Annotated in this window: 22 protein-coding genes; 14 read left to right on the top strand and 8 right to left on the bottom strand. The window is 58.9% G+C overall.

Annotation, left to right across the window (positions count from 1 at the left end):
• The 7 genes from NLK58_RS12420 to NLK58_RS12390 all read left to right on the top strand — a co-directional run bounded on the left by NLK58_RS12420 (window position 1) and on the right by NLK58_RS12390 (window position 6,481).
• Window positions 1-651, top strand: a complete 651-nt coding sequence (locus tag NLK58_RS12420) for a cytochrome c biogenesis protein CcdA (RefSeq protein WP_341580875.1) — start codon at window positions 1-3, stop codon at window positions 649-651.
• A 138-nt stretch (window positions 652-789) separates the two neighbouring features.
• Window positions 790-3,216 (top strand): cation-translocating P-type ATPase, encoded by a 2,427-nt coding sequence (locus NLK58_RS12415; RefSeq protein WP_341580874.1) that lies wholly within the window; start codon window positions 790-792, stop codon window positions 3,214-3,216.
• A 108-nt stretch (window positions 3,217-3,324) separates the two neighbouring features.
• Window positions 3,325-3,690, top strand: coding sequence for a hypothetical protein (locus tag NLK58_RS12410; protein ID WP_341580873.1), 366 nt, complete (start codon window positions 3,325-3,327; stop codon window positions 3,688-3,690).
• Between the two features lie 82 nt (window positions 3,691-3,772).
• A complete protein-coding gene (locus NLK58_RS12405; protein WP_341580872.1) occupies window positions 3,773-4,090 on the top strand; it encodes a heavy-metal-associated domain-containing protein in 318 nt (105 codons plus the stop codon).
• Window positions 4,080-4,997: a transporter gene (locus NLK58_RS12400; RefSeq protein ID WP_341580871.1), complete on the top strand. Its 918-nt coding sequence runs from the start codon at window positions 4,080-4,082 to the stop codon at window positions 4,995-4,997. The genes NLK58_RS12405 and NLK58_RS12400 overlap by 11 nt, the downstream gene beginning before the upstream one ends.
• Window positions 4,998-5,011: 14 nt before the next feature.
• The gene (locus NLK58_RS12395) at window positions 5,012-5,986 is read left to right on the top strand and encodes an NHL repeat-containing protein (RefSeq protein WP_117618813.1); all 975 of its coding nucleotides are present in this window, start codon (window positions 5,012-5,014) and stop codon (window positions 5,984-5,986) included.
• A gap of 63 nt (window positions 5,987-6,049) precedes the next feature.
• A complete protein-coding gene (locus tag NLK58_RS12390; protein WP_117618812.1) occupies window positions 6,050-6,481 on the top strand; it encodes an SRPBCC family protein in 432 nt (143 codons plus the stop codon).
• A 59-nt stretch (window positions 6,482-6,540) separates the two neighbouring features.
• Here the strand turns inward: NLK58_RS12390 and NLK58_RS12385 are convergent, their stop codons facing one another.
• The 5 genes from NLK58_RS12385 to NLK58_RS12365 are packed head-to-tail and all read right to left on the bottom strand — an operon-like array spanning window position 6,541 to window position 12,468.
• Window positions 6,541-7,335 carry an ABC transporter ATP-binding protein gene (locus NLK58_RS12385; protein WP_117618811.1) on the bottom strand — a complete coding sequence of 265 codons (795 nt, stop codon included), beginning with the start codon at window positions 7,333-7,335 and terminating at the stop codon, window positions 6,541-6,543.
• 14 nt (window positions 7,336-7,349) lie between these two features.
• A complete protein-coding gene (locus tag NLK58_RS12380) occupies window positions 7,350-8,381 on the bottom strand; it encodes an iron ABC transporter permease (RefSeq protein WP_227539278.1) in 1,032 nt (343 codons plus the stop codon).
• A gap of 46 nt (window positions 8,382-8,427) precedes the next feature.
• Entirely contained in the window at window positions 8,428-9,432 is a 1,005-nt protein-coding gene (locus NLK58_RS12375; protein WP_117618809.1) for an iron ABC transporter permease, read from the bottom strand.
• Window positions 9,422-10,360 carry an ABC transporter substrate-binding protein gene (locus NLK58_RS12370; RefSeq protein WP_341580870.1) on the bottom strand — a complete coding sequence of 313 codons (939 nt, stop codon included), beginning with the start codon at window positions 10,358-10,360 and terminating at the stop codon, window positions 9,422-9,424. Before NLK58_RS12370 ends, NLK58_RS12375 begins: the two co-directional genes overlap by 11 nt.
• Window positions 10,360-12,468, bottom strand: coding sequence for a TonB-dependent siderophore receptor (locus tag NLK58_RS12365; RefSeq protein WP_117618808.1), 2,109 nt, complete (start codon window positions 12,466-12,468; stop codon window positions 10,360-10,362). The genes NLK58_RS12370 and NLK58_RS12365 overlap by 1 nt, the downstream gene beginning before the upstream one ends.
• A gap of 378 nt (window positions 12,469-12,846) precedes the next feature.
• Here NLK58_RS12365 and NLK58_RS12360 point away from each other — a divergent pair, with 378 nt between their 5' ends.
• The gene (locus NLK58_RS12360) at window positions 12,847-13,734 is read left to right on the top strand and encodes a YeeE/YedE thiosulfate transporter family protein (RefSeq protein WP_117618807.1); all 888 of its coding nucleotides are present in this window, start codon (window positions 12,847-12,849) and stop codon (window positions 13,732-13,734) included.
• A 180-nt stretch (window positions 13,735-13,914) separates the two neighbouring features.
• Window positions 13,915-16,062, top strand: coding sequence for an EAL domain-containing protein (locus NLK58_RS12355; protein WP_341580869.1), 2,148 nt, complete (start codon window positions 13,915-13,917; stop codon window positions 16,060-16,062).
• Here the strand turns inward: NLK58_RS12355 and NLK58_RS12350 are convergent.
• The gene (locus NLK58_RS12350) at window positions 16,032-16,787 is read right to left on the bottom strand and encodes a YiiX/YebB-like N1pC/P60 family cysteine hydrolase (protein ID WP_341580868.1); all 756 of its coding nucleotides are present in this window, start codon (window positions 16,785-16,787) and stop codon (window positions 16,032-16,034) included. The genes NLK58_RS12355 and NLK58_RS12350 overlap by 31 nt on opposite strands.
• Window positions 16,788-17,021: 234 nt before the next feature.
• On the opposite strand from NLK58_RS12350, the gene NLK58_RS12345 reads away from it, so the two are divergent.
• The 3 genes from NLK58_RS12345 (at window position 17,022) to NLK58_RS12335 (ending at window position 19,771) form a co-directional block, all read left to right on the top strand.
• A complete protein-coding gene (locus NLK58_RS12345) occupies window positions 17,022-17,957 on the top strand; it encodes a DUF3179 domain-containing protein (RefSeq protein WP_341582801.1) in 936 nt (311 codons plus the stop codon).
• A gap of 544 nt (window positions 17,958-18,501) precedes the next feature.
• Window positions 18,502-18,951 carry a cytochrome c peroxidase gene (locus tag NLK58_RS12340; protein ID WP_341580867.1) on the top strand — a complete coding sequence of 150 codons (450 nt, stop codon included), beginning with the start codon at window positions 18,502-18,504 and terminating at the stop codon, window positions 18,949-18,951.
• A 73-nt stretch (window positions 18,952-19,024) separates the two neighbouring features.
• The gene (locus tag NLK58_RS12335; RefSeq protein WP_205422185.1) at window positions 19,025-19,771 is read left to right on the top strand and encodes a DUF6969 family protein; all 747 of its coding nucleotides are present in this window, start codon (window positions 19,025-19,027) and stop codon (window positions 19,769-19,771) included.
• A 35-nt stretch (window positions 19,772-19,806) separates the two neighbouring features.
• Here the strand turns inward: NLK58_RS12335 and NLK58_RS12330 are convergent, their stop codons facing one another.
• Window positions 19,807-20,064 (bottom strand): zf-HC2 domain-containing protein, encoded by a 258-nt coding sequence (locus NLK58_RS12330; protein ID WP_117618802.1) that lies wholly within the window; start codon window positions 20,062-20,064, stop codon window positions 19,807-19,809.
• Window positions 20,058-20,675, bottom strand: coding sequence for an RNA polymerase sigma factor (locus NLK58_RS12325; RefSeq protein ID WP_117618801.1), 618 nt, complete (start codon window positions 20,673-20,675; stop codon window positions 20,058-20,060). The genes NLK58_RS12330 and NLK58_RS12325 overlap by 7 nt, the downstream gene beginning before the upstream one ends.
• 269 nt (window positions 20,676-20,944) lie before the next feature.
• Here NLK58_RS12325 and NLK58_RS12320 point away from each other — a divergent pair, with 269 nt between their 5' ends.
• Together NLK58_RS12320 and NLK58_RS12315 are read left to right on the top strand one after the other, a co-directional pair.
• Window positions 20,945-23,134 carry an FAD-dependent oxidoreductase gene (locus tag NLK58_RS12320; protein ID WP_117618800.1) on the top strand — a complete coding sequence of 730 codons (2,190 nt, stop codon included), beginning with the start codon at window positions 20,945-20,947 and terminating at the stop codon, window positions 23,132-23,134.
• Entirely contained in the window at window positions 23,121-24,092 is a 972-nt protein-coding gene (locus NLK58_RS12315; protein WP_341580866.1) for a radical SAM protein, read from the top strand. The genes NLK58_RS12320 and NLK58_RS12315 overlap by 14 nt, the downstream gene beginning before the upstream one ends.
• Window positions 24,093-24,197: the final 105 nt, after the last annotated feature.

The following is a 24,197-nucleotide window of genomic DNA, read 5'->3' as shown; positions in this document are numbered from 1 at the left end:
TTGGAGTTTTCAGTTGCCTTGCCACTGGCCGTCGGCCTTGGGTTGCTGGCCTTCGTTGAGCCCTGTTCTGTGGGCAGTCACTTACTGTTCATCCGCTACCTCAAGGGGTTTTCACAGCGGATGAAGGTTGCCCACACGCTGCTTTTTGCCCTGACGCGAGCCTTGTTGATGGCAGTGCTCGGCGTGGTTGCCGTATTCGTTGGCACCGCCTTCACCGGACTGCAGCAAAGCCTCTGGGCTCTGCTTGGGAGTGTTTATGTGGTGGTCGGGCTGCTGTACCTGGGTGGTGGTACGTCCTGGTTTCTTGCGCTCGTGAACCGCTTTCTGCCACGCATAACCCGTATCCCCGGCGGTCCCGGATTGGGCGTGGTGTTTGGTTTGAATGTGCCGGCCTGTGCCGCCCCGCTGCTTGCGGTGCTGCTCGGCGACGCCGCTGCGCGGGGAGCAACGGACGGCGCTGTCATCTTCGGAGCCTCGACCTTGATGGTTTTTGGGCTGGCGTTTTCCGCACCCCTGCTGTTCATTGTGTTTACCGTTCGCGGCCGTCGCTGGCTGGAACACCTTACGCGCCTTGCGGGGCGCATGCCCCGCTGGACCGGCGCCATAATGGTTGTGCTCGGCATCTGGACCTTTTGGCTGGCGCTGGCTTAGCTTCTGATACCAAGCATTCTTCCTGTTCTGACATCCCTCTTGTTCTGATGGGTTTCATGTTCCTCGATCCCTTGACTCCGTATCTTGGTACGGGGCCTACCCTTGAAATGTGATTTCATTTCATCAAGGGGATGCATCATGGACACGGCAGTGACAACCGCTGACGACGATACCAGGCCCTGGAGTCTGGAACCCACGGCGGACCCCGACATTCAACGGGTCAAGGCTCATATCGGTGGACTGCACTGCTCGCTGTGCACCGGCACGATTGAAAGCGCGCTGGGCAAAAAGTCTGGCGTGCGCCGGGTTGCGGTGAGCCTGACTCACGAGCAGGCGCTGGTGGAGTTCGACGCCCGGGAGAACAGCGCCGAGGCCTTGATGGGTACCTTGCAGCAGATCGGCTACACCCTGAGCGACCCGCGCAAGGTGGAACCGTTCGAACGCCAGGAGCGGGCGTTGGCGATTGAGCGCAATCGGTTTGTCGTCGCCCTGGCCATGAGCCTTGCAGCGGTCGGATTGATCGTTGATTTTGCCTCGGCCTGGACCTTCGGGCTTTCCGCGCTGGTTTACGTCAGCTTGGTTCTGTTCGGCTTCGCGGTGTTACGCGGCGAGGGCATGTCAGCCGCACTCACGGGCACGGCCTTGTTGGCGGCAGGCGGATTGGCGTTTCTTGCGCTACGCACCGCCGGCGTTTTGGGCGGCTATGAGCCGTTGGCCGTCGGCGCGCTGGCACTGGGTATGGTGTTTGGCGTGGCGCGGCAAATGCTGAACATGGCCTTTCAGGCGTTGCGCCGTGGCATCCTCAACCAGCACGTACTGGTGGAAATCGGCGCCTTCGCCGGGCTGACCGGGGGCGCCATCGGCCTGATCGCATCGCCCGGAAGCTACCCCACTGCAGCGTTTTTCGCCGTCTCCGTCATGGTACTGACCTATCATCTATTCTCCGAATGGCTGTCGCTGATCGTCAAGACCCGCAGTTCGCAGTCGGTCAAGCGGTTGTTGGACCTGCAGCCGGAAACCGCGTGTGTCGTTACCGAAGACGGTGAGCGTGACATGCTCGCAGACCAGGTTGAGGTTGGTATGCGGGTACGGATTCGGCCCGGAGAACGAATTCCCTTAGACGGAGAGGTGGTTGAAGGCGGCTCGGCCGTGGACGAGTCCCTGATCACGGGCGAGCCGCTACCGGTGGAGAAAATGACCGGGGATACCGTCGTGGGCGGCGCGATCAATGGCTCCGGCACGCTTCTTCTGCAGGTAGCGGCTATCGGCAGCGAAAGCTTCCTCCAGCAAGTGGTCAGCAGCATTGAAGATGCGCGTGCACTCAAGCCAGGATTGCTGCATCTGGTAGATCGCGTGCTGAGGATTTATACGCCGGTCGTATTGATCATATCCGCGCTCGCCTTTGGGTTCTGGTCGGTTGGCCCCGTCCTGATTGGCGGCGAGCCGGCCCTGGAGCGGGCCGTGTTCGCCGCCTTGACCGTGCTGGTGATGGGTTACCCCTGCGCGGTGGGTATCTCCGCGCCCCTGTCCATCGTGCGCGGCGCCGGAGAAGCCGCAGACCGGGGCGTGCTGATGCGCACCGGTGAAGCCTTCCAGGCTCTGCGCAGGGTGAACAAGGTGGTGTTTGACAAAACCGGCACCCTCACGGAGGGGCGCCCCGCGGTGCGTGCCGTATACAGCGTGGATGGCGACGACGATGCGCTGCTGGCGCTGGCTGCGGCCGTCGAAGTGGCCTCCGAGCACCCACTGGGGCGGGCTGTGGTTGAAGCCGCACTTGAGAGGAATGTGGACTTTCCCGAGGTTGCCGACTTTCAGGCCGAATCCGGCCGTGGTGTCACCGCGCACGTGGACGGCAAACAGGTACTGGTAGGCAGCCCGCGCTTCGCCGAAGCGGCCGGCGTGAAAATGGCGTCCGTTGCCGATACCGTGGAAACGGACGAGGCTCAGGGCCATACGGTGATCGTGGTGGCCCGCGACGGATATTTGTTGGGCACCATCGCACTCGGCGACGCTCTGCGCCCCGACGCCGTCGACACCGTAGCCAGGTTGAAGGCGATGGGCATCCGCACCGCCCTATTGACCGGCGACAATGAACGCACTGCCCATCATATCGCGCTACAGGCCGGTATCGACGAAGTACACGCCGGTGTCCTGCCTGAACAGAAGGCAGATCGACTGCGCACAATGCAGCGAGACCAGCGGGTCGCCATGGTCGGCGACGGCATCAACGACGCCCCTGCCCTGATGCAGGCGGACGTCGGTATCGCCATGGGCGGCGGCACCGACATTGCCATTGATGCCGCCGATATCATCATCCTCAACAGCCGGGTGGGCGCCGTGGTGACGGCAATGGACATCAGCCGTTGGGGCTATCGCAAAATGCTCCAGAACGTCAGCCTGGCATTTCTGTTCAACGGCATCGGTATTCCGCTGGCCAGCACTGGTCTGATATATCCGGTCTGGGCGATGGTGGCCATGGCGGCCAGCGTCACCGCCATTTTTGTCAATTCGCTGTGGCAACGCCCGGCGCTGTTTTTCGATACGTTGGCGAGCGTGGGTGATTGAACAGGCCGGCCCGGTCTGGCAGGCAATGATGTTGCCTTGGACGTGGCAACAAACACAGTGGGGCTGACGCTGACCGCCATACGCCCAATGTCAAGAAGGATTCTGTTGATGAAAGACAATCGGCAACCCTTATCACTCACGCGATGGCAGGGCATTGCACTGATCGCATTGCAGCTTCTGTTTGCCGCGTGCGCGACAAGCGTTTTGGTCTACCGCGCCCAGGGCTGGGCGCCCGAGACCATCAACTTTGGCTTGCTGTCGTATCGGGCATTCAATATCTATATCTCACTTGGCCTGGTCATCTATTTTATCTGGGGCATCGTGCGCAAGAATCGTTATGTCGTGCCGTTACTTTCCTTGTTCGCCCTTTTTCACATGGTCGAGGGGATGATCATCGGCTTTTGGGTCAAATCGGCACTGCAATTGGCGACTCTGGTGATCCTTGCGCGGATTGTCTATGCAAGCCGGTCGTAAAACATTACCTCGCCCGGCTCTGAGGTGGAGTCAAATCAAGGTGAAAAGCTGTGATTGTACATCCATGGAGAGAGGATTCGTCATGTTAACAAAACTGTACGTGCTGCTATCGGCTCTGATATTCAGCATTGCCGTGCTGGCCGCCGATAATCAATACGTGCTGGGTGTGGACGGCCTGGCCTGCCCCTTCTGTGCCTACGGCATCGAAAAACGTCTGAACAAGGTCGACGGTGTCACTGATGTGCAGGTCGACGTTGGTGAAAGCCTGGTACGCGTAACCCTGCAAGAGGGCAAGACACTCACTGAGGAGCGGGCCCGTCAGGCAGTCGATGAGGCTGGCTTCACGCTGCGATCCTACTCAGAGGCCGGAGGCGAGACAGGAGGTGGCGATGCGAAATAACAACCATTTACTTAGCGTACCAGTGCTGGTCGGCGCTTTGTTAATGGCCGGTGTGTCTGCAGTACAAGCCGCCCCCAATACTTTCAACACCGCCCTGCCCGTGGCCCAGGGCCAGACTATCTGGCGTGAGCAGTTTGTGTTGCGGGAGCGCTCGGACAATGGGCCTATGGACCGCCAAGTCTCGGTACAGGCCCTGGGCAGTGTGCTGGGTTATGGCGTCACTTCGAAGTTCGCCGTGTTTGGCATGGTCCCCTACTTTTTCAATAAAGAGCTGGACGTTACCACACCCATGGGCCGGGTGGAGCGTGACACCAGCGGTTTTGGCGATATTTCGCTGTTTGGCCGCTACACGCTCTACAAGAAGGATTATACGGGCAGCACCTTTCGCGTGGCACCGGTTGTCGGCCTCACCGCCCCAACCGGCGACGATAACGACAGTGATCGTTTCGGCGAACTGCCACGCCCGCTACAGGCCGGCGATGGCGCATGGGATGTCTTCGGTGCTGTGGTAACTACCTACCAGACGCTGCAGTACCAGGTGGATGGGCAGTTACTCTACCGCGAAAACGGGCGCCACGATGGTTTCGCACGAGGGGATGAGACGCGCTTCGACGCTTCGCTGCAATACCGGATCTGGCCGCGAAGCATGAAGGGTGTGCCTGGCACGCCGAGCTTCGTCTATGCCCTGCTGGAGTCCAATGTAATCCATCGGGAACGCGACGACCTGGGGAGTGGCACCGATGCCGATTCCGGGGGTACCCAGTGGCTGCTGGCACCCGGGCTGCAATACGTTAGCAGAAGCTGGATCGTCGAAGGCACGGTACAACTGCCTGTGGCCGAAGACTCCAACGGTGACGCCATCGAGGACGATTATATTGTGCGCGTCGGCTTTCGCCGCAATTTCTAGGTTTCGGGTGCGGCATGAAAAAAATCGCTAAATGGTCAGGCTACAGTATTCTCGGTCTCGTGGTAGTGCTCACCATACTCGGCTGCGCGGGCGGGGCGATCAACTGGAACCAGGAGCCGCCGTACGCTCTCGTTCATAGCTGGGGTGAAAAAGGCAGCGGCCCGGGGCAACTGAATGACCCTACCGGTATTGCCGTCACGGATACCGAAGTCTTCGTATCCGATGCACGCAACGGACGTATCCAGGTCTTTGACCACGAAGGGCAACTCAAACGGGCATTCGGCACCACCGGCGATGGCATCGGCGAGCTCGGACGGCCGATGAACCTGACGATCCACGACGAAAAACTTTACGTTCCCGAGTACATGAACGACCGGATTCAGGTATTCAGCCTCGCTGGCGAGCCTCTTGCGGTAATCGGCGGCCCCGGTGAGGAGCCGGGGCAGTTCAATGCACCGGGCGGTGTTGCCGTCGCCGGTAATGGCGACCTGTTCGTGGCTGACTTTTACAACCACCGTGTTCAGCACTTACGGGCGGATGGTTCCTTCGTCAAACAGTGGGGAACCACCGGGGAGACGGGAAAGAGTGCAGGGCAATTTACTTATCCTACTGATGTAACATTTGCTGATGACAGAACTCTCTATGTGGCAGATGGCTACGGAAATCGTGTCCAGAGTTTCGATACCGGAGGTGATTTTCTGCACAAGTGGGGTGGGCCGTTTGCCCTGGGCATCTACGGGCCGCTCAAGGGCTGGCTCACCACCGCGACGTCAATTGCGGTCGGCCCTGAAGGCAACATCTTTGTGGCCGATTTTTATAACGATCGTATACAGAAGTTCGCGGCGGATGGGGACTACCTCACCGCATTCGGCAGCGAGCCGGAAAACCCCGGCCACACGGCAATGGCCGTCGCCATCGAGAGTGACGGAACCGTTTGGAGCGTGAACTTTGCCGATAATCGGGTCGAGAAGTGGGAACCCGTGAAGTAAGCTGGCAAAGAGGGGATCAGAAGACAGACGCTTCACTTACGTAGAAGATCGAGGAGATTCACCATGGGTAAAACCTATCAATCAGTTGTGGTCAATGCACCGGCTGAGACGGTCTGGGCAAAGCTTCGCGACTTTCACGACATGAGCTGGGCGCCGGATGTAGTAACCAATGTTGATATTGTCGGGGACAAGAAAGGCGACCAGCCGGGCGCCAAACGGGTGCTGAACGGGGCATTTCACGAGACCCTGCATGCTCTCGACGACGATAACCGAGAGCTCACCTACAGCATCGACGAAGGACCTTCTCCGGTTTCTTCAAATGAAGTCAGTAGCTACGAGGGGCATGTCCGGGTTCGTCCGGTAACGGAAGGTGATGGCGGCACCTTTGTGGAGTGGTACTCCAGTTGGACCGGTAACGATGAGGCAGCGCAGGAATTCTGCCAGGGGATATACACGGCTCTCCTGGGTCAACTGAAAAAAGCGTTGGACCAGTAATTCTTTGACGCAGGTTGGGCGTTCCCTGCTTTTGCGCATATCCTAGGCGTTTAGCGCCCTCAAAAGGGTGATGCGTATTTAAAGGATTCGGCAAACCCGGAGCAAAATGGACGACCATCCGGCCCCGTAATGATACTGGTATGAACCCGAAATACCTGGTTGATCAGGGGCTCGGTAATCACTTCCCCGGGGTTGCCGATGCTTTCGAGCTGGCCACCGGCCAGGACGGCGATCCGGTCAGCAAATTGCGCGGCCTGGTTGAGGTCGTGGAGTGACATCACAACGGTCAATCCGTGCTGGCGATTTAGCGTGGATAACAGTTCCAGCACTTCCAGCTGGTAGCCCCAGTCCAGAAACGTGGTCGGTTCATCCAGCAGAAGAATGTCGGTTTCCTGGGCCAGCGCCATGGCGATCCATACCCGCTGCTGCTGCCCTCCGGAGAGCGCTTCCACCGGTCGCTCCGCCAGGTCCGAAACCCCCGTCATTGCCATTGCATTGAGGGTCGCGCTGTCGTCGGTGGTGAGGTTCCTTTGCCACCATTTCCGGTGTGGGAAACGACCCAGCGCCACCAGATCCCGAACCCTGATGCCATCGGGTACAATCGGTTTCTGGGGCAGCATGGCGAGCCTGAGAGCCAGCCGGCGCCGGTCCCATTGCTCAACCGGCCTGTCGTCCAGGTAAACCTGTCCTGACCGGGCCGGTAGCAGGCCCGCGAAGCTTTTCAGGAGTGTACTTTTACCGGAACCGTTGGGGCCCAGAAGACAGGTGATCCCACCTTCTGGAATGGCCAGCGAGACGTTGTCCACAACTGGCTTGTCACCGTAGGCAAGTGAGAGATGCTCGGTTCGTAACATGGCGGATCCCGGCCTCAGGGTTGACGCGATAACAGGTAAAGAAAAAACGGTACGCCGAGGACGGCGGAAACCACACCCACGGGCACTTCATAGGGTGTGAACAGTGTCCGGCCGAGTAAATCCGCCAGCACCGCCAGTACCGCTCCCAATAGTACACATAACACCAACTGGGCCGGAAGATTGGCACCGGCCAGCCGGCGGCTGATGTGGGGAATCAGTAAGCCAATGAAGCCAACCGGCCCCACCACTCCAACGGCACTGGCGGCCAGCAGGGTGGCAATCAGCAGGGCAAAGGCACGCCAGCGATTCAGGCCCAGACCCAGGGTGCGTGCGTGTTGATCGTCAAGCTGCATGACCTCCAGTGGGCGCACGAGCAGCCCGACACCGGCCAGCCCGATGAGTGTCCATGGCAACAGCGCTCGGAGATGTTGCCATTCTGCGCCGTACAATGAGCCGGCCAGCCATTGGGCAACCAACTCGGTATGGGCGTGGCCCCAGAACGCCAGGGCGCCCGTGGTCAGTGCGTGTAACATGCCGGCAATTACCGCGCCGGTCAGGGTCATCTTGACCGGCGACAGGTGGCCATGTCGCATGCCAAGGAAGTACACCGAAAGGGCCGTCACAAGCCCGCCCGCCATGGCAAACAGGGGTAAATACTGAAGCGCGAACGACGCATTGTTGTAGGGATTCGCGCTGGACACTATCCAGTCTCCGATAATAAAGGCGGCGACGGCCACCAGACTGGCGCCCGCGGAGATACCAAGAATGCCGGCCTCGGCCAACGGGTTGCGGCTCAGCAACTGTAACAGCCATCCTGACAGGGCAAAGTGAATGCCAATCAGGGCGCCGGCCAGGGTGCGGGGCAGCCTTAATTCGAAGACCACTCGTTGCACGTGTTGCGAGCTGTTGCCGGTCAGTCCGGCCCATACCTGGGACCATGTCAGGTCTACCGCCCCCAACTGGACGCCCGCGACGATGACAACAACCAGACTGAGCCCGCCCGCCAGTAGCAGTCTGGCGACAGGGCCGGCGCCTGGAATCTGCATGCCACGGCGGCCTGCCCGAGGAGGTGTCGTTGCCGGATTTGTCACCTTATGCGCTCCGGGGTGAGGTTCGCGAATTGAGCAGATAAACCAGCCAGGGCGCCCCGATAAGGGCCGTCAGCATACCGACGGGTAACTCCTGGGGAAAAGCCAGCTGTCGTGCCAGGATATCGGCTGCCAGTAACAACAGCCCTCCAAACAGGGCGCTCAGGGGCAGCCAATGCTGGATCTGGTTGCCAATCATCCGCCTGGCAATGTGCGGCGCCACCAGGCCAATAAACACGATCGGACCGGTGAAAGCGACCAGTGCTGCAGCCAGCAGTAAAGCCAGCAACAGAAAAATCAGTCGCCAGCGCCCGACGGCCAGCCCCATGGCAAGCGCCAGATCATCATCGAGTTGCAGCAAGCGGAATGGCCGCTGCATGACGAACAAGGTGCCGAGTGGAAGCAGCAGCCAGGGCAGCACCATCTGGAGCTGAAGCCATCCCCGCCCCATCAGACTGCCGGCCAGCCAATAGTAGAGCTCTGCCGCCTCCGCCCCTGACACCAGCAGAAGGCCCGTGGTCAGTGCGGTGGCCAGCGATGTTACCGCTATTCCGGCGAGCACCACGCGCTCTGGCTGAAGTTGTCGCCGACCGGCGATGGCAAACGTCAGTGCACCACCCAACAGGCCTCCGGCAAGGGCCATCAGCGGTAGCCACAGGGCGCCGGGCGTACTCAGGGTATGAAGCGAAACCACTGCCAGGGCGGCCGATGCGATCACGCCGGTCAGGCCAGGCGAGGCCAGGGGGTTTCGGGTGACGCCCTGCATGACGGCACCGGCAACCCCGAGGGCTGCGCCGCCGAGAATGCCGAGCAAGTTGCGCGGCAGCCTCAGCTCCAGCACGGTGATGCGTGTCAGCAGGTCACTGCTGCCGTCCATGGCTGTCAGCAACAGGGTCGGCGACACCCAGCGGGAGCCCGCCATCAGGCCCACGAAGAACAGCAGCATCAGGAGCAACACAGTTGCTCCGTAAATGCTGATGGGGCGGGTGGTTGAATCGTCACTCATCATTTGTCGGTTCTGTCGGCGCTGACGTCAGCAACAGGCGCTGAATGTCGTCAAGGATCCGTTCCCTGGCGATGGGGCCGGCCCCTTCTTTCCAGTATTGCGGAACTTCGTAGACGCCGTTGTTGCGCACTGCCTTCAGGTAAGGCCAGATCGGATTCATTGTGAATGCTCGCTGACGACGGGTGGGCAACAGGAGAATGGTATCCGGGTTAAGCTCCAACAGTGCTTCAAGACTGATTCTGTAACCCAGCGGGATACCGCTGTCGGGATTAGGCGGCTTTCCCCCGACATTGTCGAAGCCCAGGCGCTCCAGCAGCGCTGTCGGCAGAAAGTGGTCGTAATAGACAAAGGGTGTTTCACTGCCGCTGGTCAGGAGCGCCACCGTTTCGGTCCCCTTTCCTTTATTACCCTTGGCGAGGGCCTGAAGGCGGTCCAGAAAGCGAGCGTTGAGTTCCGTGGCTTTTGCTGGTGCCCCCAGCGCTTGTCCCGCTAATTCCACGGCCCGCAGGCTGTCCTGAACCGTGATCAGGTCCAAGGCGAGCAGCGGGGCGATGGCTTCAATCTGATCACCGTCTTTCTCGGTATAACGGCCAATGGCGATGACCAGATCCGGCCGGACCGATGACAGCACTTCCAGGTTTGGCTGATGTCGCGGGCCGAGGCCATGAACACCGGTTAGTTCCGACGCCAGGTAGTCCGGGATCCCCTGGATACCGTAGTCGGTGACCGCAACCGGTGGGGTGCTCAACGCCAGTGCGACATCGGCGCCAAAGGTCGAAATCGCAGCGGGTCGGGTCGCGGGTTCGGATAACCGCAGGGTCTTCCCGCGGTCATCCGTCAGCCGGATGCCGCTGTCGTCAGCCAATCCTGAAGCAGGCGACAGCAGGACAATGATCAGGATCTTCGCGATCCGGTTCCGTAAACAGGCCATCAGATGTCGAGCTGCGCCTCAAGGATAAAGCTTCGGCCGGGCTGGGGCACACGGCCGACCGGACTGACGTCCACGCCCCGGAAGTAATAATCCTCATCCAGCAGATTGTTGACAGCCAGGCCCAGGTTAAGGACGCGATCACCGCCAACAGGGATATCGCGACCGACTCTGGCAGTGACCAGATGGTAGTCCGGCAACTCACCGGCGCTGCCATTACTGGTTTCTTCTTCTGTGTTGTCCGCATCACTGTAGCTGGAACTGACGTACACCCAGTTCAGGCTGGCATCCCAGGCCTGGTAACTGTACACCGCATCGGCGCTGACTTTATGGGTCGGCGCGTTGGGCAGTTCGTTGCCCTCGTTTTCACCCGTCAGTTGCTCCGTGTCCAGGAAGGTGTAACCAAAGCCGAGTTCCCAGTGGTTGTTGACACTCCATTGGTTCGTCAGCTCGACACCCTGGTGGCGGGTCTCTCCAAGGTTCTCGAAACGACTGGTAGTGCGATTGAACTGAATCTGGTCTTCATAGTCAATTCGAAACAGTGTTGCAGATGAGCTCAGACTGGGGGTTACCTGCAATCGTGCGCCAAACTCGTTATTCCAGGCAGTTTCATTGGCGACCGCGCCCTCACGCGTGGTCTGGGCAATCTGGACCGGCACAAGAGAGCGCTGGCTGTTGGCAAAGACAAACAGATCATTGGAAGCCTGATAACCGACAGTCAGGCCCGGCAATAACTCCTCGGCGCGGTTTCCCTCGGTGGTGCTGCTGAGGTTGTCACGGAAATCCATATCCACGTCTTCGTAGCGCAGACCCGGAGTTACGGTCAGGCGGTCATCCAGGAACGACAGGGTATCACTGGCGTAAAAAGCCATGGCCCGGGTGTCCAGGTGCCAGTCGCGCGCCACGGAACGGGTACCGGAGGAAAATTCCAGGCGATTGACGTCGAACTCCACATCCTCACTGACAAATCGGGCACCCAGCGTAATGTCGTGACGGCCATAGTTGATGGCGATTCGTGGCTCAGTGCCGTAAACGGTGAACAGTCTCGGTGAATCAGCGACGTGGGTAGAATCCAGCCCGGGATCCGCCCAGTGGCCGCTACCGCTGAGGTTCTGACCAAAAAAGAAGGTACGGTCGGCATCTTGCACGAAATTGCGCCATTGAAATTCCATGTTGTTGGCCGGCGTGTACGTCCAGGTGAAGGTGGCGCGACTCATATCCGCTTCGTATCCATCATACGGGCGCTGACTCTGGGTACGGTCCTGCTCATAGGCTTCCGGTGTCAGGGCACCGGGAAGTTCGGCATCCACACGGTAGTATTGCAACTGCGAGGCCAGTTCGTGCCGGTCGTTCAGGTAGTAGCGGGCGTCCAGGATCAGGTTATCCACTTCGGTATCGGAGTGATCGCGAAAGCCGTCACCGCGCTGGACGTTGGCCTGGAGCTGCAAGTCGAGTTTGTCGGTGGCGCGTCCGCCGACACGGTAATAGGTATCGGTGAAGACGTTGCCGGTCTCTTCGGCGATGGTGACCCGCTCGCGAAGGGTCTGGGAGGTTTTCGCCGGAATCGGCCTGGTCACGAAATTAACCACGCCGCCCACGTTGTTAGGGCCGTAATGAACGGAGGCACCGCCACGGACAATATCCACGGCTTCCAGGCTCGGAAGCGTGACCGGGAAAAGCGAGACGCCAACGTTACTGTAAGGTCCAATGGCAATCGGGTAGCCATCCACCAGAATCTGAAGCCGTTCACTGCGCAGCGGGTTCAGACCGCGCACCCCGATGTTGGGAAGAATGCCCGTACCTGTCTCATCAAGCACCGTGACGCCGGGTACCGGGCGCAGGGCATCCTCCAGATTCAGCGCCCCGGTATCCTGGAGTTCTTCTTCCTCCACCACCGTGCGGGCGCCGGTGTAGGTTTTCTCGGAGTCTTCGGTCGGCGGCCCCAGCCAGTCGGCGGTAACGTTCAGGCCGGGTAGCAGGGCGGGCGCATCAGCCTGCTTCTGTGCCAGGGCAGGTGCAGTACCAATAGCCAGAAGCGAGACCGGGAGCAGGGCTATTGCCACAGACAGTGGGTGGCGCTTAAGCGGCTTTGAATATTCGGATTTTGGCATTGGATTCTCCAGCACTAGTTCCATATTTTAGTGCGCATTTTACTGATAATGATTCGCATTACAATTAATTTATGGGTAAGGAGGGAAGCCGCGTGCTCGATTTGGAACCACCAAACCTTCACCACCGCGCCTTGCTCTCAAGGCCCTCAGTGGCTCAGTAGATTAGCGAATTAGCCAGACGGGGCACTGGCGGCCTGTCGGACTTAAGGCTGATCTACTGTGCCGCTTTCCCACCTTGCTCGTGACGATCACTTAAGTCCGACAGGCTTCTGGAGCGTGAACTTTGCCGATAACCGGGTCGGGAAATGGCAACCTGCCCTCCGGTAACATTTACCCTGTTCGCGTGTCCTGAACTTCAGGATAGGGAGCAGGGTTTTCATGTTTTCAGTCGCAATCGCACTGACCATTGCCGCGGTGATTGGTTACACCGCCCAGGTAACTGGCCTCTGTATGGTCCGTGGTGTCAACGACTGGATCAGGGGCCGACGTTTGCGCCTGACAGCTATCCTCATGGCTGGATTCTGGATCTATCTGTTCACGCCCCTGATTGAATATCATGACCATTCCTTTCTGGCGGTCTATCCTTTTCACTGGTCTATCCCCCTGGGTGGTTTTGTGTTCGGGGTCGGGGCAGCGATCAATGGCGCCTGTTCCATCTCCACGGCTACACGCCTTTCCAGTGGAGATCTGCGCATGCTGTTAACCATGCTGGGCTGGTTGGCCGGATGGGTATTGCTGATCATTGCAGACCTGAAGCCAGACCTCCGGAGCACGCCATACCAACTAGGGCTGCTGCCCTGGTTTGCGGTGGCAAGCCTGGTGCTGGCCTCGATACTGGTTTACCGGAAGTTTCGCCACCGCTGGCGCATGTGGGGCGGCATCATGCTAGTGGGAGTTTTTGCGGGTGCGCTCTTTCTATATGAGCCGGCCTGGTCGCCCAGTGATTTTGTTCGCGACGCAGGGCTTAACCTGATAGTAGGCACCTCGCCACCGCCGTCGTTCTCCCGGGCACTGATACTGGTCTCCATGTTGCTGGGCATGACCGCGGGCGCCTGGCGCTTCCGCCGTTTCCGATGGGTGGTGCCAGCCTCCGGCGAAACCGGCAAACACCTGGGCAGCGGGTTGTTGATGGGAGCCGGATCAGCTCTGGCGCTGGGGGGTAACGATTTCCAGTTGCTACTGGCCTTGCCCGCCCTGTCCCTGGCCAGCCTGTCTGCCCTGGCCGGTATGCTGGCAGGGATCTGGTTGGGGGTGCGGGAGCTATAAGAATCGCCGGTAGATCTTGTCACAAACGACTGATCACGGGGTTGATGAAAACCTCAACCACGCTATCTTCACCTTTGAACAGCCGTGGACGTGCAGGGACAGGGGGTGTAACAACCGTAAGCCTGTTGTGTCGATAGTACGTGGAATCAACGGGTACGCCAATCAACGGGAGACAGTGCAATGAGGTGGCCGGCTGGGATGGAAGCAGGTTTTGACGGTGCGAGGGAAGGCACTGGTTTCGGTCGGACCAACTGGCAATCGCTGATGAACTGGGCCAGACAACTTGTTGCCTGTCGGCTGTGCCGGAACCTGACCGTGGCCGCCTTTGTGGCGATCCTGGTCATCGAGTTCGTGATTCTGATTCCGTCTTATCGAAATTACGAAGAGAGCCTGTTACGCCAGCATGCCACCGTCGCTGAACAGGCCATCAAAACCTATCTGGCTACAAAGTCAGGCTCGGTAACCGCCGACTCGCTTGAGCATTTGCTCGAAAGCTCACGGTTAACGGGTATCGAGCTGATGGTGGGTGACCAGTGGTTACGCGCTGGTGAGGCGGTCAGGGAGCCGGGCGATGCCCTGGGGCGGCTGCGGGATCTTGAGCGGCCCGAAGGTATCCGGTTGGAGATTGCCTGGCGGGAGGGCCAATGGCTCGGCGACTACCCGGTGCGGGCGCGGGTGGACGTTACCGGTGTCTCGGCGGAGTTGACCGCGTTCGTAGCTCGCATTTCGGGGCTGTCGTTGCTGATTGCCATTTTCGTAACCATTGTCACCATGGCCGTGGTCGATCGCATGATGCTGTCACCTTTACTGAGACTACGCAGCCGTATTATCCAGGCCGGCACCGATGCCGAGCACCCCCTGAGCTACGTCCGGCAGCCGGAACGGTGTGATGAGTTCGGGGAGGTTGAGGGCGCGTTTAACGGCATGTTGAAACAGAATGCGTCTTACCTGAACCGCCTGCAGTCCCTGAACCAGCGCCTCGATCAGTTGCTGATGGAGCGGACCCGTTCACTGAAGCGCACCGAGCAGGAACTGGAGATCCGGAGCCTTTACGATCAACTCACCGGGCTGGCCAATCGTAACCTGTTTGAAGAACGGATTACGCAGTATCTGGCGGAGGCGGGCAAACACGATGCGGCAGCCAGTGCGCTTGTGGTGTTTGGTCTTGATGAGTTTCAGGCACTCAACGGGCTTGCGGGCCACCAGGCGGGTGATCGGGTATTGCAGGAGGTGGCGCGGAGGCTTGGCCGTTTCAGCCGGGAGCCGGGTTTTGTATCCCGGCTGGGCGGTGATGTCTTCGGTTTGTGGTTTACGGCCCGCGAAGACAAGCCAGAGGTACATCTGGAAGCGGATATTGCTGATGTGATCAGTGCCTGTACTGCGCCAGTCCAGGTTGGGGGATTCAGTCATGAATGCCATATCAGCGCTGGTGTTGCCGTTGCTCCGATGGATGGCAGTGACGCCGAGACCCTGCTGAGCCACGCCGAGATCGCCATGCACCGGGCGAAGAAATCGCCGGATCAGAAGGTCCAGTTCTTTGCTTCGGATTTCGGCGAACAGATTCAACGGCATCAGACGTTGGTGAGGGATTTGCGTACCGCTATCGAGCACCGGGAATTCGAGCTCCACTATCAACCCCAGTTTGACCGGCTACGTCGTTGTGTAGGGTATGAGGCCCTGCTGCGCTGGCGCCATCCCGCTGATGGTCTTGTGTCTCCGGCTGACTTTGTTCCGGTTGCGGAGCAGACCGGGTTGATTATCCCTATGGGTTTGTGGGTCGTTGAACAGGCCGTTGTGACCATGAAACGTTGGGTTGAACAGGGATTCGAGGGACGCATGGCCGTCAATATATCCGCCCGCCAGTTGGCAGACCCGTCTCTGGCTGAAACCATCGAAAACATTTTGCAGTCCCACAATCTGGCACCGGACTGTCTGGAACTGGAAATCACCGAAACCGCGCTGATGGAAGATGTCACCATGGCGCTGAAGATTCTTCAGCGCTTCCGGGCACTGGGCGTATTATTGGCGGTCGATGACTTTGGTACCGGTTACTCGTCGCTGGCCTACCTGAAAGCACTGCCGGTCAAACGCATCAAGATCGATCGGGCGTTTGTCATCGGATTGCCGGATAACGAACAGGATGAGGTGCTTTGTCGCACCATGATCTCCATGGCTCACAGCCTTGGCTGCGAGGTCATTGCCGAAGGCGTGGAGACAGAAGCCCAGGCCAGCTGGCTGCTGACCTCAGGGTGTGATGAACTCCAGGGCTTTCTGCTCGGTCGCCCGACACCTGAGGGTTACCGGTCCTCCCAGTCGATTGCCCGGTAATCGAAGTTGCCCTCAATGGTGGGCTTGATAATCCGGAAATAAGGTGAGGCATCAAAGTCCCTCGGTGTGAACAGGGAGGGATGCCGGATCCGGAAGCGCTCGATCTCGCAGTCTTCACAGTCCGGATCGTTGGCGGGAAATGTTTTCACCACTGGCAGGATCGGATAGCGCAGTTGCTGGAAGCCTTCTGCAATAAAGGTGGAACAGATGGCCCGCGTGGGATCGCCGCTTCCGAACGCCAGCAGTCTGTGCCGGTAACGCGTCGGCACCGGCGGTGTCGGCCACAGGTAACGCGCCAGATCAAACACGTTTTTCATGTCGTACTGGTGGCCGAGGCGGCTTAGGGCATAGTCCGTCAACGCGTGAATGTCGTCTTCATCAAGTCCGACCGGACGGCAGATGCGGGTATGGGTATTTCGGTAGAAAGACAGGGGAAGCGGGCGGATACCTGCCTCAAGGTCTGCCTCTATGAGTACGTGGGCTTCACCATCGTCCGAGGTTCCGAGACCGGCATCCGGCCCCAGGTACAGTGCCGCGTGAGACCAGGTGGACTGGGTCAGATACTTGATGGCAACACTGATTCGCGTATTACCCTCTACCAGCAGAACGTCTCCGGGCTCAAGCGTGTTTACCATGGCTTCCCAGGTGGAGGTTCGGGTGGAGTGCCGGGAAACTTCCTTGGAAAGGTAGGCGGCCAGGCGCCTGGAGAGCCAGTTCAACAGCATATTTTACCCCGGTTTTTCTTAAGTTATGCCAATAGAATAGACAAACATCGGGGAACTCTGTTACATCGGCCAGCCGAGGCCGCGGAGCAGAGGGTGCATGAAGAAGCACAAAAAATTCAGTTTCAGAAAGGCGCGTCGTAACACTTCGGTTGTTCAGGGGTCTCTCACCTTGCGGGCCATCAGGCTGGAGCAGTGTCTGATGGAGCTGGGGATATCAGGAGGTGAATCGTGAGCATGGATAACATGATTGGTTCGGTACTGATTGCTCTCTTGCTCTGGGCAACACAGCCGGCCATTGCCGAGAGCAAAAACGGATTTGATGTCAGCAACGCACGGGTGCCGGTTGATGAAATCCTCCGTGGTGGGCCACCTCGTGATGGCATCCCCTCAATAGACGATCCAAAATTTGAGCGCCCCGCCGATAGCCTGCCCTGGCGCGCCGATGACCTGATGCTGACCTTTGATGACGGAGACGCCCGCTTTGCATACCCCATCGGCATTCTGAACTGGCACGAAATCGTCAATCATGACCTTGACGGTACGCCGCTGCTGATTACCTTCTGCCCGTTGTGCGGAACCGGCATGGCGTTCGATCCGGAGGTTGAGGGTCGTCACCTGACCTTTGGTGTGTCGGGTCTGCTGTATAACAGTGATCTGCTGATGTATGACCATCAAACCGAATCCCTATGGTCACAGATTGAAGGGCGGGCAATTTCAGGCCCGCTGGCCGGGACTGAGCTGACGCCTGTCGCCATTCGCCATGAACTCTGGGGAAGGTGGCAGGAACGGGTTGGCTCTGACGGACAGGTGCTCTCAACAGACACCGGCCACAGTCGCAACTACCGGATGTCGCCTTACGGGGATTACGATCATTCTGAGCGGCTTTACTTTCCCGTCACCCACACCAGCCGGAAGTATCACCCGAAAACCTGGGTGCTGGGCTGGACCCATAATGGCGAGAGCAAAGCCTGGCCATTCCCCGAACTGGCGGACCACGGTGCTGTTCTAGAAGACCGGATCGGCGGCAAGGCGGTACGAATCCACTACGATCCGGAGGTGCCGTCGGCGGAGCTGCGGGATGCGTCGGGCAAGCTGCTTCCTGCCACGAGAGCCTTCTGGTTCGCCTGGTACACCTTTCATCCCGACACCCGGATTTATGAGGCCGATTAATTTTGAAAACTGGTGTAATAGTTCCGGAACTCATGTGTCTCCTTCATGACCGCCCCTTGTGCGGTGACGGGCTCCGAGGGCCCAACCCATAACTCCATGATCAGGGAGAGAGACCATGTCCACGATACATCCTCTTAGAAAAGCCATTCGCATTTCCTATGAACATCAGCGCACTGCCTGGTGGTCCGCTGCATTGATGACTGCCATGCTTGGCACCGGCGGGCTGGCGGTTGCCGCCTGCAATCCGTGCTCTCCTTGCAAGAGCAAGTGCAAGGCCGGGCAGCACTGCAAAGCTGGTTGTAAGGCCGGTTGCAATCCGTGCGCGGCCAAAAACCCGTGCGCGACTAAAAATCCCTGTGCCGTGAAGAACCCATGTGCCAACAAGAACCCATGCGCCACCAAGGGCTGTAATCCCTGCGCTGTGAAAGGCTGTAATCCCTGCGCAGCTACGGGCAAGTGTGGCGCCAAACCCAACCCCTGTGCTGCCAAAAAGGTCACTCGACCAGCCAACTATCAACCTTATGAGGGGAATCCCTGCAAGCTGATGGCTCTGGGGGAGAAGCTGTTTAACGATCCTTCCCTCAGCAGCAACGGCCTGTCCTGCGCGACCTGCCACAACGATGGCGCTGGCTACAACGCAACCTTTGCCAATGCCTATCCGCATTCCGTGGCCATGGCCAGGGACATATTTGGCATGGATTCGGTGCATCTGGATGAGATGGTCCAGGTTTGTATGGTTCAGCCCATGGCGGCAGAGCCTCTGGACTGGAGCGGTGAACAGCTGGCGGCGCTCACGGCGTACATGGGCAAGGTTCAGAAGCAGCTTGCAGCTAATCCCTGTGCCCTGAAGGGTGGCAAATGTGGCGCCTGTAACCCTTGCGCCACCAAAAACCCCTGCGCCACGAAAAATCCGTGCGCGACCAAAAATCCCTGTGCAGCGAAGAACCCCTGTTCGGCCAATGCCGGGAAACGATTGGCAGATGCCGCTGCCTGAGGTGAATAGACCAGTCGGACGCGCGCGGCTTCCGGGAACTCCCGGAGCCGCGCGGGTAAGGAGATAAGAGATAATGACGGAACTTGGTATTCCCAAATTGGCGAGTCTCACGGATAACCAGGTGTTGACCAGTCTGGCGGCCATTGACGATATCCGGGAGTGCTACCGGGTGCTGGAGAAAGGCGGGTTAAATGTGGTTGGTGAGGTGCTCAAAGGCCAGGGCCCTTTTTACGAGATGGACCACTACCCGAAAGAGGACGTCTATGACCGGGAAACCGCGTCCCAGTATTACTACCATGCTCACCGGGACGACCACGCCGAGCATGGGCATTTCCACCTGTTTCTTCGTAATGCGGCATTGCCTGAAGGGATAGAGCCGGTGATGGGGCCCACGGGTGAGGACAGGGTGGCGCACCTGGTCGCAGTTTCCATGGACGCCTGGGGTTACCCTACCGACCTGTTTGCCGTAAACCGCTGGGTAACCGATGAGAGCTGGCTGCCTGCGGAGACGATCATTCGAGTGCTGGATCAGTTTGCCATTGATCACGCCTACCCCAGCTGGCCGGTCAATCGCTGGCTGACGGCGATAGTGCGTTGCTTCCGGCCCCAGATCGAGGCGTTGCTGTATCACCGGGACGAGGTTATCTATCAGCGGCAGGCGCAGGGTCTGGAGCAGGTGCTGGAAGATCGTTCCCTGGAGATTACCGGGACTGTTCCGATCGACGTGGACAGTTGGGCGGATAAGCTCAAAGCGGAGCAGATAAAGCGTAATCAGGCCAAGCGAATTCAGCAAAACAGAAGCTCTGAATATACCAGGTAATCACTGACATCAAAAAAACAGGGTTTGACGGGTTATTAACTATCGCTGCCCCGGGATTTCAGTGCGTTAAGTGCCTCGGTCACACGTTCGTCGATCCTGCGCAGCAGCTCCTCGTCCGGCTGGGCCGAGGAGTGAGCCTTCATCAGCTCGGTACTCGCCCGCAGATTGCCGATAAAGGTTCGGCAGTCCTTGCACATCATCAGGTGCATTTTCACGGACAGGCTCTGCCGACCAGCCAGTTCGCCATCAATGTAATCACTGGCAATTACGGCCAGATCCCTGCACATCAGCATTCGCCCGTCTCCTGGAAGGTTTCGACCATCAGAAAGATTTTTTGCCTTGCACGGTGTAAAAGGACACGAAGGTTAGAGGCACTGACATCCAGAATGTTACAGACATCGTCGGATTTGTGCTGGTGAGCCTCGTAAAGCATCAGGGCGGAGCGCTGGGTTTCCGGTAGCGCGGAAAGGTGTTTGTCCAGGCAATCGCTGAGGGCACCATTTTCCATCAGTGTGTCCGCGGATTCGTGAAACTGCAGCTTTGGCGGCAGATCCCAGCGGCCAGTGGAATTAAAACGGCTGGCCAGCTCCGGCTCAAGGCTTTCGGAAAAATCGGTGGCCACTTCCCGTTTGCTGGAACGAAGCCTGTTTTTACAGCGGTTGGCAACAATCCGGTGCAGCCAGGTTTTCAGGCCCGACCGGCCTTCAAACTCTTGAATGGCATCGATCACGGTAACCCAGCAATCCTGGACAATTTCCTCGGCGCTGGAGTGGTCCAGATAGAACCGGGCGACCGCCAGCATCCCGGGTGTGTAAACGCGCACCGCTTCCCGATAGGACTGATTGTCGCCCGCTTTCAGGCTTTGAATCAGTGTTGCTTCCCTGGGGGTGTCTGGATCCGACATCGCTGTTTCCTATTGTGAACAACTGCTCAAGAATAGCAGTAAGTTCTGACAGCTGTCGAAAAGTTCCCTGCGTACACCATGCAAGGGGCCGTGACCAAATTGTTAGATATTCATGAGCAATCGTTGACACAATGCCGGCCTGAACGACGTACAACTTCTTTAAACCTGCGAAAGAAGCAAAGAAGCGAAACAGAAGGGCCGGATGTAACACTTCCGCAACTGGCGTGTCTCTGCGGTACTACATTATTAAGGGTAACAAGGATTATTACATGACATCGAAAAAATGGATTCTGGTCGCGTTGATCGTGGCGGTGATCATCGGTTTTATCGCCAGCGGTGGTAATGAACTGCTGACGCTGCAGAATCTCAAGGATAACCAGCAGCTTCTGGAAAGCTGGATTGGGCAGAATCTGACGACTGCGGTGCTCGGGTTTGTGGCCATCTATGTAGTGGTCACCGCGCTGTCACTGCCCGGAGCGACGATCATGACCCTGGCGGGCGGTGCTTTTTTCGGCAACCTGTACGGCCTGGCGGCGGTGTCGATTGCTTCCACCATCGGTGCCTCTCTGGCGTTTCTGGTGGCCCGCTTCCTGATGCGCGATACCTTGCGCAAGCGCTATGCCGAGACCGTGGCGAAAATGGACCGTGGCATCGAAAAAGACGGTGCCTTCTACCTCGCAACCTTGCGTCTGGTGCCGGTCTTCCCGTTCTTCCTGATCAACCTGGCGATGGGCCTGACTGCCATGAAGTTGCGCACCTATGCCCTGGTGAGCTGGATTGCCATGCTTCCGGGAACCTTCGTCTACGTAAATGCAGGCACCCAGCTCGGGCAGATCCGGTCCACCGGTGACATTGTCTCGGCCGACCTGCTGCTTGCCTTTGCCCTGCTGGGACTTTTCCCGCTGATTGCCAAGTTTGTGGTGGGCTTCATTCGTCGCCGCAAGGTCTATGCCGGCTGGAAGAAGCCCGAAAGCTTCGATTACAACCTGCTGGTGATTGGCGGTGGCTCTGCCGGCCTGGTTTCGGCCTACATCGCAGCGGCGGTGAAGGCGAAAGTGGCCCTGATCGAAAAGCACAAAATGGGTGGCGACTGCCTCAACACCGGCTGCGTGCCCTCCAAGGCGCTGATCCGCAGTGCCAAGGCAGCAGATACCCTGCGCCATGCCAACCGTTACGGGTTGGAGTCAGTGCCGGTGAACGGCTCGTTCAGGAGCATCATGAACCGCGTCCAGGACGTGATCGCCCAGGTGGAGCCTCACGATTCCCCCGAGCGTTATCGCAAACTGGGTGTGGACTGCATCTCTGGCGAGGCCAGCTTCGTATCGCCCTGGGAGCTGGAAGTCAGGCATAACGACGGCCGCACCGAACGGCTGACCGCGCGCAGCATTGTTGTCGCCACCGGTGGGAAGCCAGCCATGCCGCCGATTCCGGGCTTGAAAGACATGCAGCCGCTGACCTCCGATAACCTGTGGGAATTGCAGGAGCAGCCGGGGCGCCTGCTGGTACTGGGCGGTGGTCCGATCGGTTCCGAGCTGGCCCATGCGTTTGCCCGGCTGGGCAGCAAGGTGACTCAGATTGAGATGGGGGAGCGCCTGCTGGCAAAGGAGGATGTCGATGTCTCCGAGTTGGTCCTCAAGCAGTTCCAGGCTGATGGTGTGGATGTCCGTTTGAAACATTCTGCGGTGGAGTTCCGTAAAGAAGAAGACGAGAAGGTCGTCTACTGCGAGCATGAAGGTGAGCGGGTACGCATTCCCTTCGATCAGGTACTGGTGGCCGTTGGCCGTGCGGCAAACACCGCCGGCCTGAATTTGGACAGGATTGGTGTCGATACCTTGCCCAACGGCACCGTACCGGTGGAAGAGGACATGAGCCTGCGCTACCCGAACGTGTTTGCCTGTGGCGATGTGGCTGGCCCGTATCAGTTTACCCACGCTGCCGCCCATCAGGCCTGGTACGCCGCCGTGAATGGCCTCTTTGGGCAGTTCAAACGCTTCCGGGTGGATTACCGGGTGATGCCCTGGGTGACGTTTACTTCACCGGAAGTGGCGCGGGTTGGGCTTAGTGAGGCCGAGGCCAAAGAGAAGGGGGTTGCCTACGAGGTCACCCGCTACGGCCTGGATGACCTGGATCGCGCTATAGCTGAGAGCGAAGACCATGGCTTTATCAAGGTGCTCACACCGCCGGGCAAGGACAAGATTCTTGGAGCGGTTGTGGTTGGTTCTCATGGCGGTGAAATTCTCGCGGAATTCACCCTGGCAATGAAACATGGCCTTGGCCTGAACAAGATCCTGGGTACTATCCATCCGTACCCGACCTGGAACGAATCCGCCAAATACGCTGCCGGTGAATGGAAGCGCGCCCATGCTCCCGCGGGCATCCTGAAGTTGCTGGAAAAGCTGCACGGCTGGCGTCGCGGCAAAGACACAAAAGCACCGAGGAGTCTCTATGTCCCTGACTGAAACCCCCACGGCCCGCAGAAGGCGTATTCCGGCTGTGGAGGTCCTGGAGCCCCGGGCGTTCGACAGCTGGACCCACACCCGCAACGGTGACCCCCGGGGCTACATTGATGCGCACAGGCTGAAGGAGCTGTGGATTCATACCGGCACCGCCTGCAACCTGGCCTGCCCGTTCTGTCTGGAAGGCTCCCATCCCGGTGACGGCCGCATTCCCGGCATGAAGCTCAGCGATGTGAAACCCTTTATCCACGAAGCCATCGATATGGGCGTGGAGCAGTTTTCCTTCACCGGCGGCGAACCCTTCGTGATCCGGGACTTTGTCAACATCCTGGATTACGCCAGCCAGCACCGGCCCTGCTTCGTGCTGACCAATGCCACCGAGCCGCTGCGCAAACGCCGGCACCAGGTGTTGCCGTTGCTGGACAATCCCTACCCGATCCACTTCCGGGTTAGCCTGGATTTCCCGGACCGCGCCCGGCACGACAAGGACCGCGGTGAAGGCAGCTTTGATCTGGCGCTGGAGGGTATCCGCTGGCTGATTGAGCAGGGTTTCAAGGTGTCGATTGCCCGCCAGACCGATCCTGAGGAAATCCCGTCGGATGTGGAAGCGGTTTTCCGGGCGATTTTCCGTGACTGGCATATTCCCGAGAACCTGGCGTTTACCGCGTTTCCGGACCTTGGTACGCCCGGTTCGGAAGACGGCAGCCCGGAGATTACCGAGACCTGTATGGAGAAGTATCCGACCAAGGAGTCGCGGGCGCACTTTATGTGCACCTACACCCGGATGCTGGTGAAGAAGGGTGACCGGGTTCGGGTGTATGCCTGCACGCTGGTGGATGATGATCCGCAGTATGACCTCGGGGGCTCGTTGGCCGAGAGTATGGACGAGCGCATTATGCTGCGGCATCACCGGTGTTTTTCCTGTTACCGGTTTGGGGCCAGTTGTTCGGCTCCTGGTTAGTTTTTTAGGACTGGTCGCGGATATCGCGACCGAGCCCTACAGGGACGTATTCACGGGCGTTTTTTTGAGCCCCTTCCCGGCCAGCGCCGTCACCACCCAAATCAG

The sequence above is a fragment of the Marinobacter metalliresistant genome (assembly GCF_038098645.1).
Classification (GTDB): domain Bacteria; phylum Pseudomonadota; class Gammaproteobacteria; order Pseudomonadales; family Oleiphilaceae; genus Marinobacter; species Marinobacter metalliresistant.
Note: the sequence above shows the minus strand (reverse complement) of the source record. Positions and strands in the feature narration are given on the sequence as shown.

Coding starts and splice junctions, on each gene's coding strand:
- NLK58_RS12315 (WP_341580866.1), top strand. CDS start 23,121: ATGTCCCTGACTGAAACCCCCACGGCCCGCAGAAGGCGTATTCCGGCT.
- NLK58_RS12390 (WP_117618812.1), top strand. CDS start 6,050: ATGGGTAAAACCTATCAATCAGTTGTGGTCAATGCACCGGCTGAGACG.
- NLK58_RS12345 (WP_341582801.1), top strand. CDS start 17,022: ATGGATAACATGATTGGTTCGGTACTGATTGCTCTCTTGCTCTGGGCA.
- NLK58_RS12370 (WP_341580870.1), bottom strand. CDS start 10,360: ATGGCCTGTTTACGGAACCGGATCGCGAAGATCCTGATCATTGTCCTG.
- NLK58_RS12385 (WP_117618811.1), bottom strand. CDS start 7,335: ATGTTACGAACCGAGCATCTCTCACTTGCCTACGGTGACAAGCCAGTT.
- NLK58_RS12415 (WP_341580874.1), top strand. CDS start 790: ATGGACACGGCAGTGACAACCGCTGACGACGATACCAGGCCCTGGAGT.
- NLK58_RS12380 (WP_227539278.1), bottom strand. CDS start 8,381: ATGCAGATTCCAGGCGCCGGCCCTGTCGCCAGACTGCTACTGGCGGGC.
- NLK58_RS12335 (WP_205422185.1), top strand. CDS start 19,025: ATGACGGAACTTGGTATTCCCAAATTGGCGAGTCTCACGGATAACCAG.
- NLK58_RS12330 (WP_117618802.1), bottom strand. CDS start 20,064: ATGCTGATGTGCAGGGATCTGGCCGTAATTGCCAGTGATTACATTGAT.
- NLK58_RS12355 (WP_341580869.1), top strand. CDS start 13,915: ATGAGGTGGCCGGCTGGGATGGAAGCAGGTTTTGACGGTGCGAGGGAA.
- NLK58_RS12320 (WP_117618800.1), top strand. CDS start 20,945: ATGACATCGAAAAAATGGATTCTGGTCGCGTTGATCGTGGCGGTGATC.
- NLK58_RS12405 (WP_341580872.1), top strand. CDS start 3,773: ATGTTAACAAAACTGTACGTGCTGCTATCGGCTCTGATATTCAGCATT.
- NLK58_RS12375 (WP_117618809.1), bottom strand. CDS start 9,432: ATGATGAGTGACGATTCAACCACCCGCCCCATCAGCATTTACGGAGCA.
- NLK58_RS12410 (WP_341580873.1), top strand. CDS start 3,325: ATGAAAGACAATCGGCAACCCTTATCACTCACGCGATGGCAGGGCATT.
- NLK58_RS12360 (WP_117618807.1), top strand. CDS start 12,847: ATGTTTTCAGTCGCAATCGCACTGACCATTGCCGCGGTGATTGGTTAC.
- NLK58_RS12340 (WP_341580867.1), top strand. CDS start 18,502: ATGGCTCTGGGGGAGAAGCTGTTTAACGATCCTTCCCTCAGCAGCAAC.
- NLK58_RS12325 (WP_117618801.1), bottom strand. CDS start 20,675: ATGTCGGATCCAGACACCCCCAGGGAAGCAACACTGATTCAAAGCCTG.
- NLK58_RS12395 (WP_117618813.1), top strand. CDS start 5,012: ATGAAAAAAATCGCTAAATGGTCAGGCTACAGTATTCTCGGTCTCGTG.
- NLK58_RS12400 (WP_341580871.1), top strand. CDS start 4,080: ATGCGAAATAACAACCATTTACTTAGCGTACCAGTGCTGGTCGGCGCT.
- NLK58_RS12365 (WP_117618808.1), bottom strand. CDS start 12,468: ATGCCAAAATCCGAATATTCAAAGCCGCTTAAGCGCCACCCACTGTCT.
- NLK58_RS12350 (WP_341580868.1), bottom strand. CDS start 16,787: ATGCTGTTGAACTGGCTCTCCAGGCGCCTGGCCGCCTACCTTTCCAAG.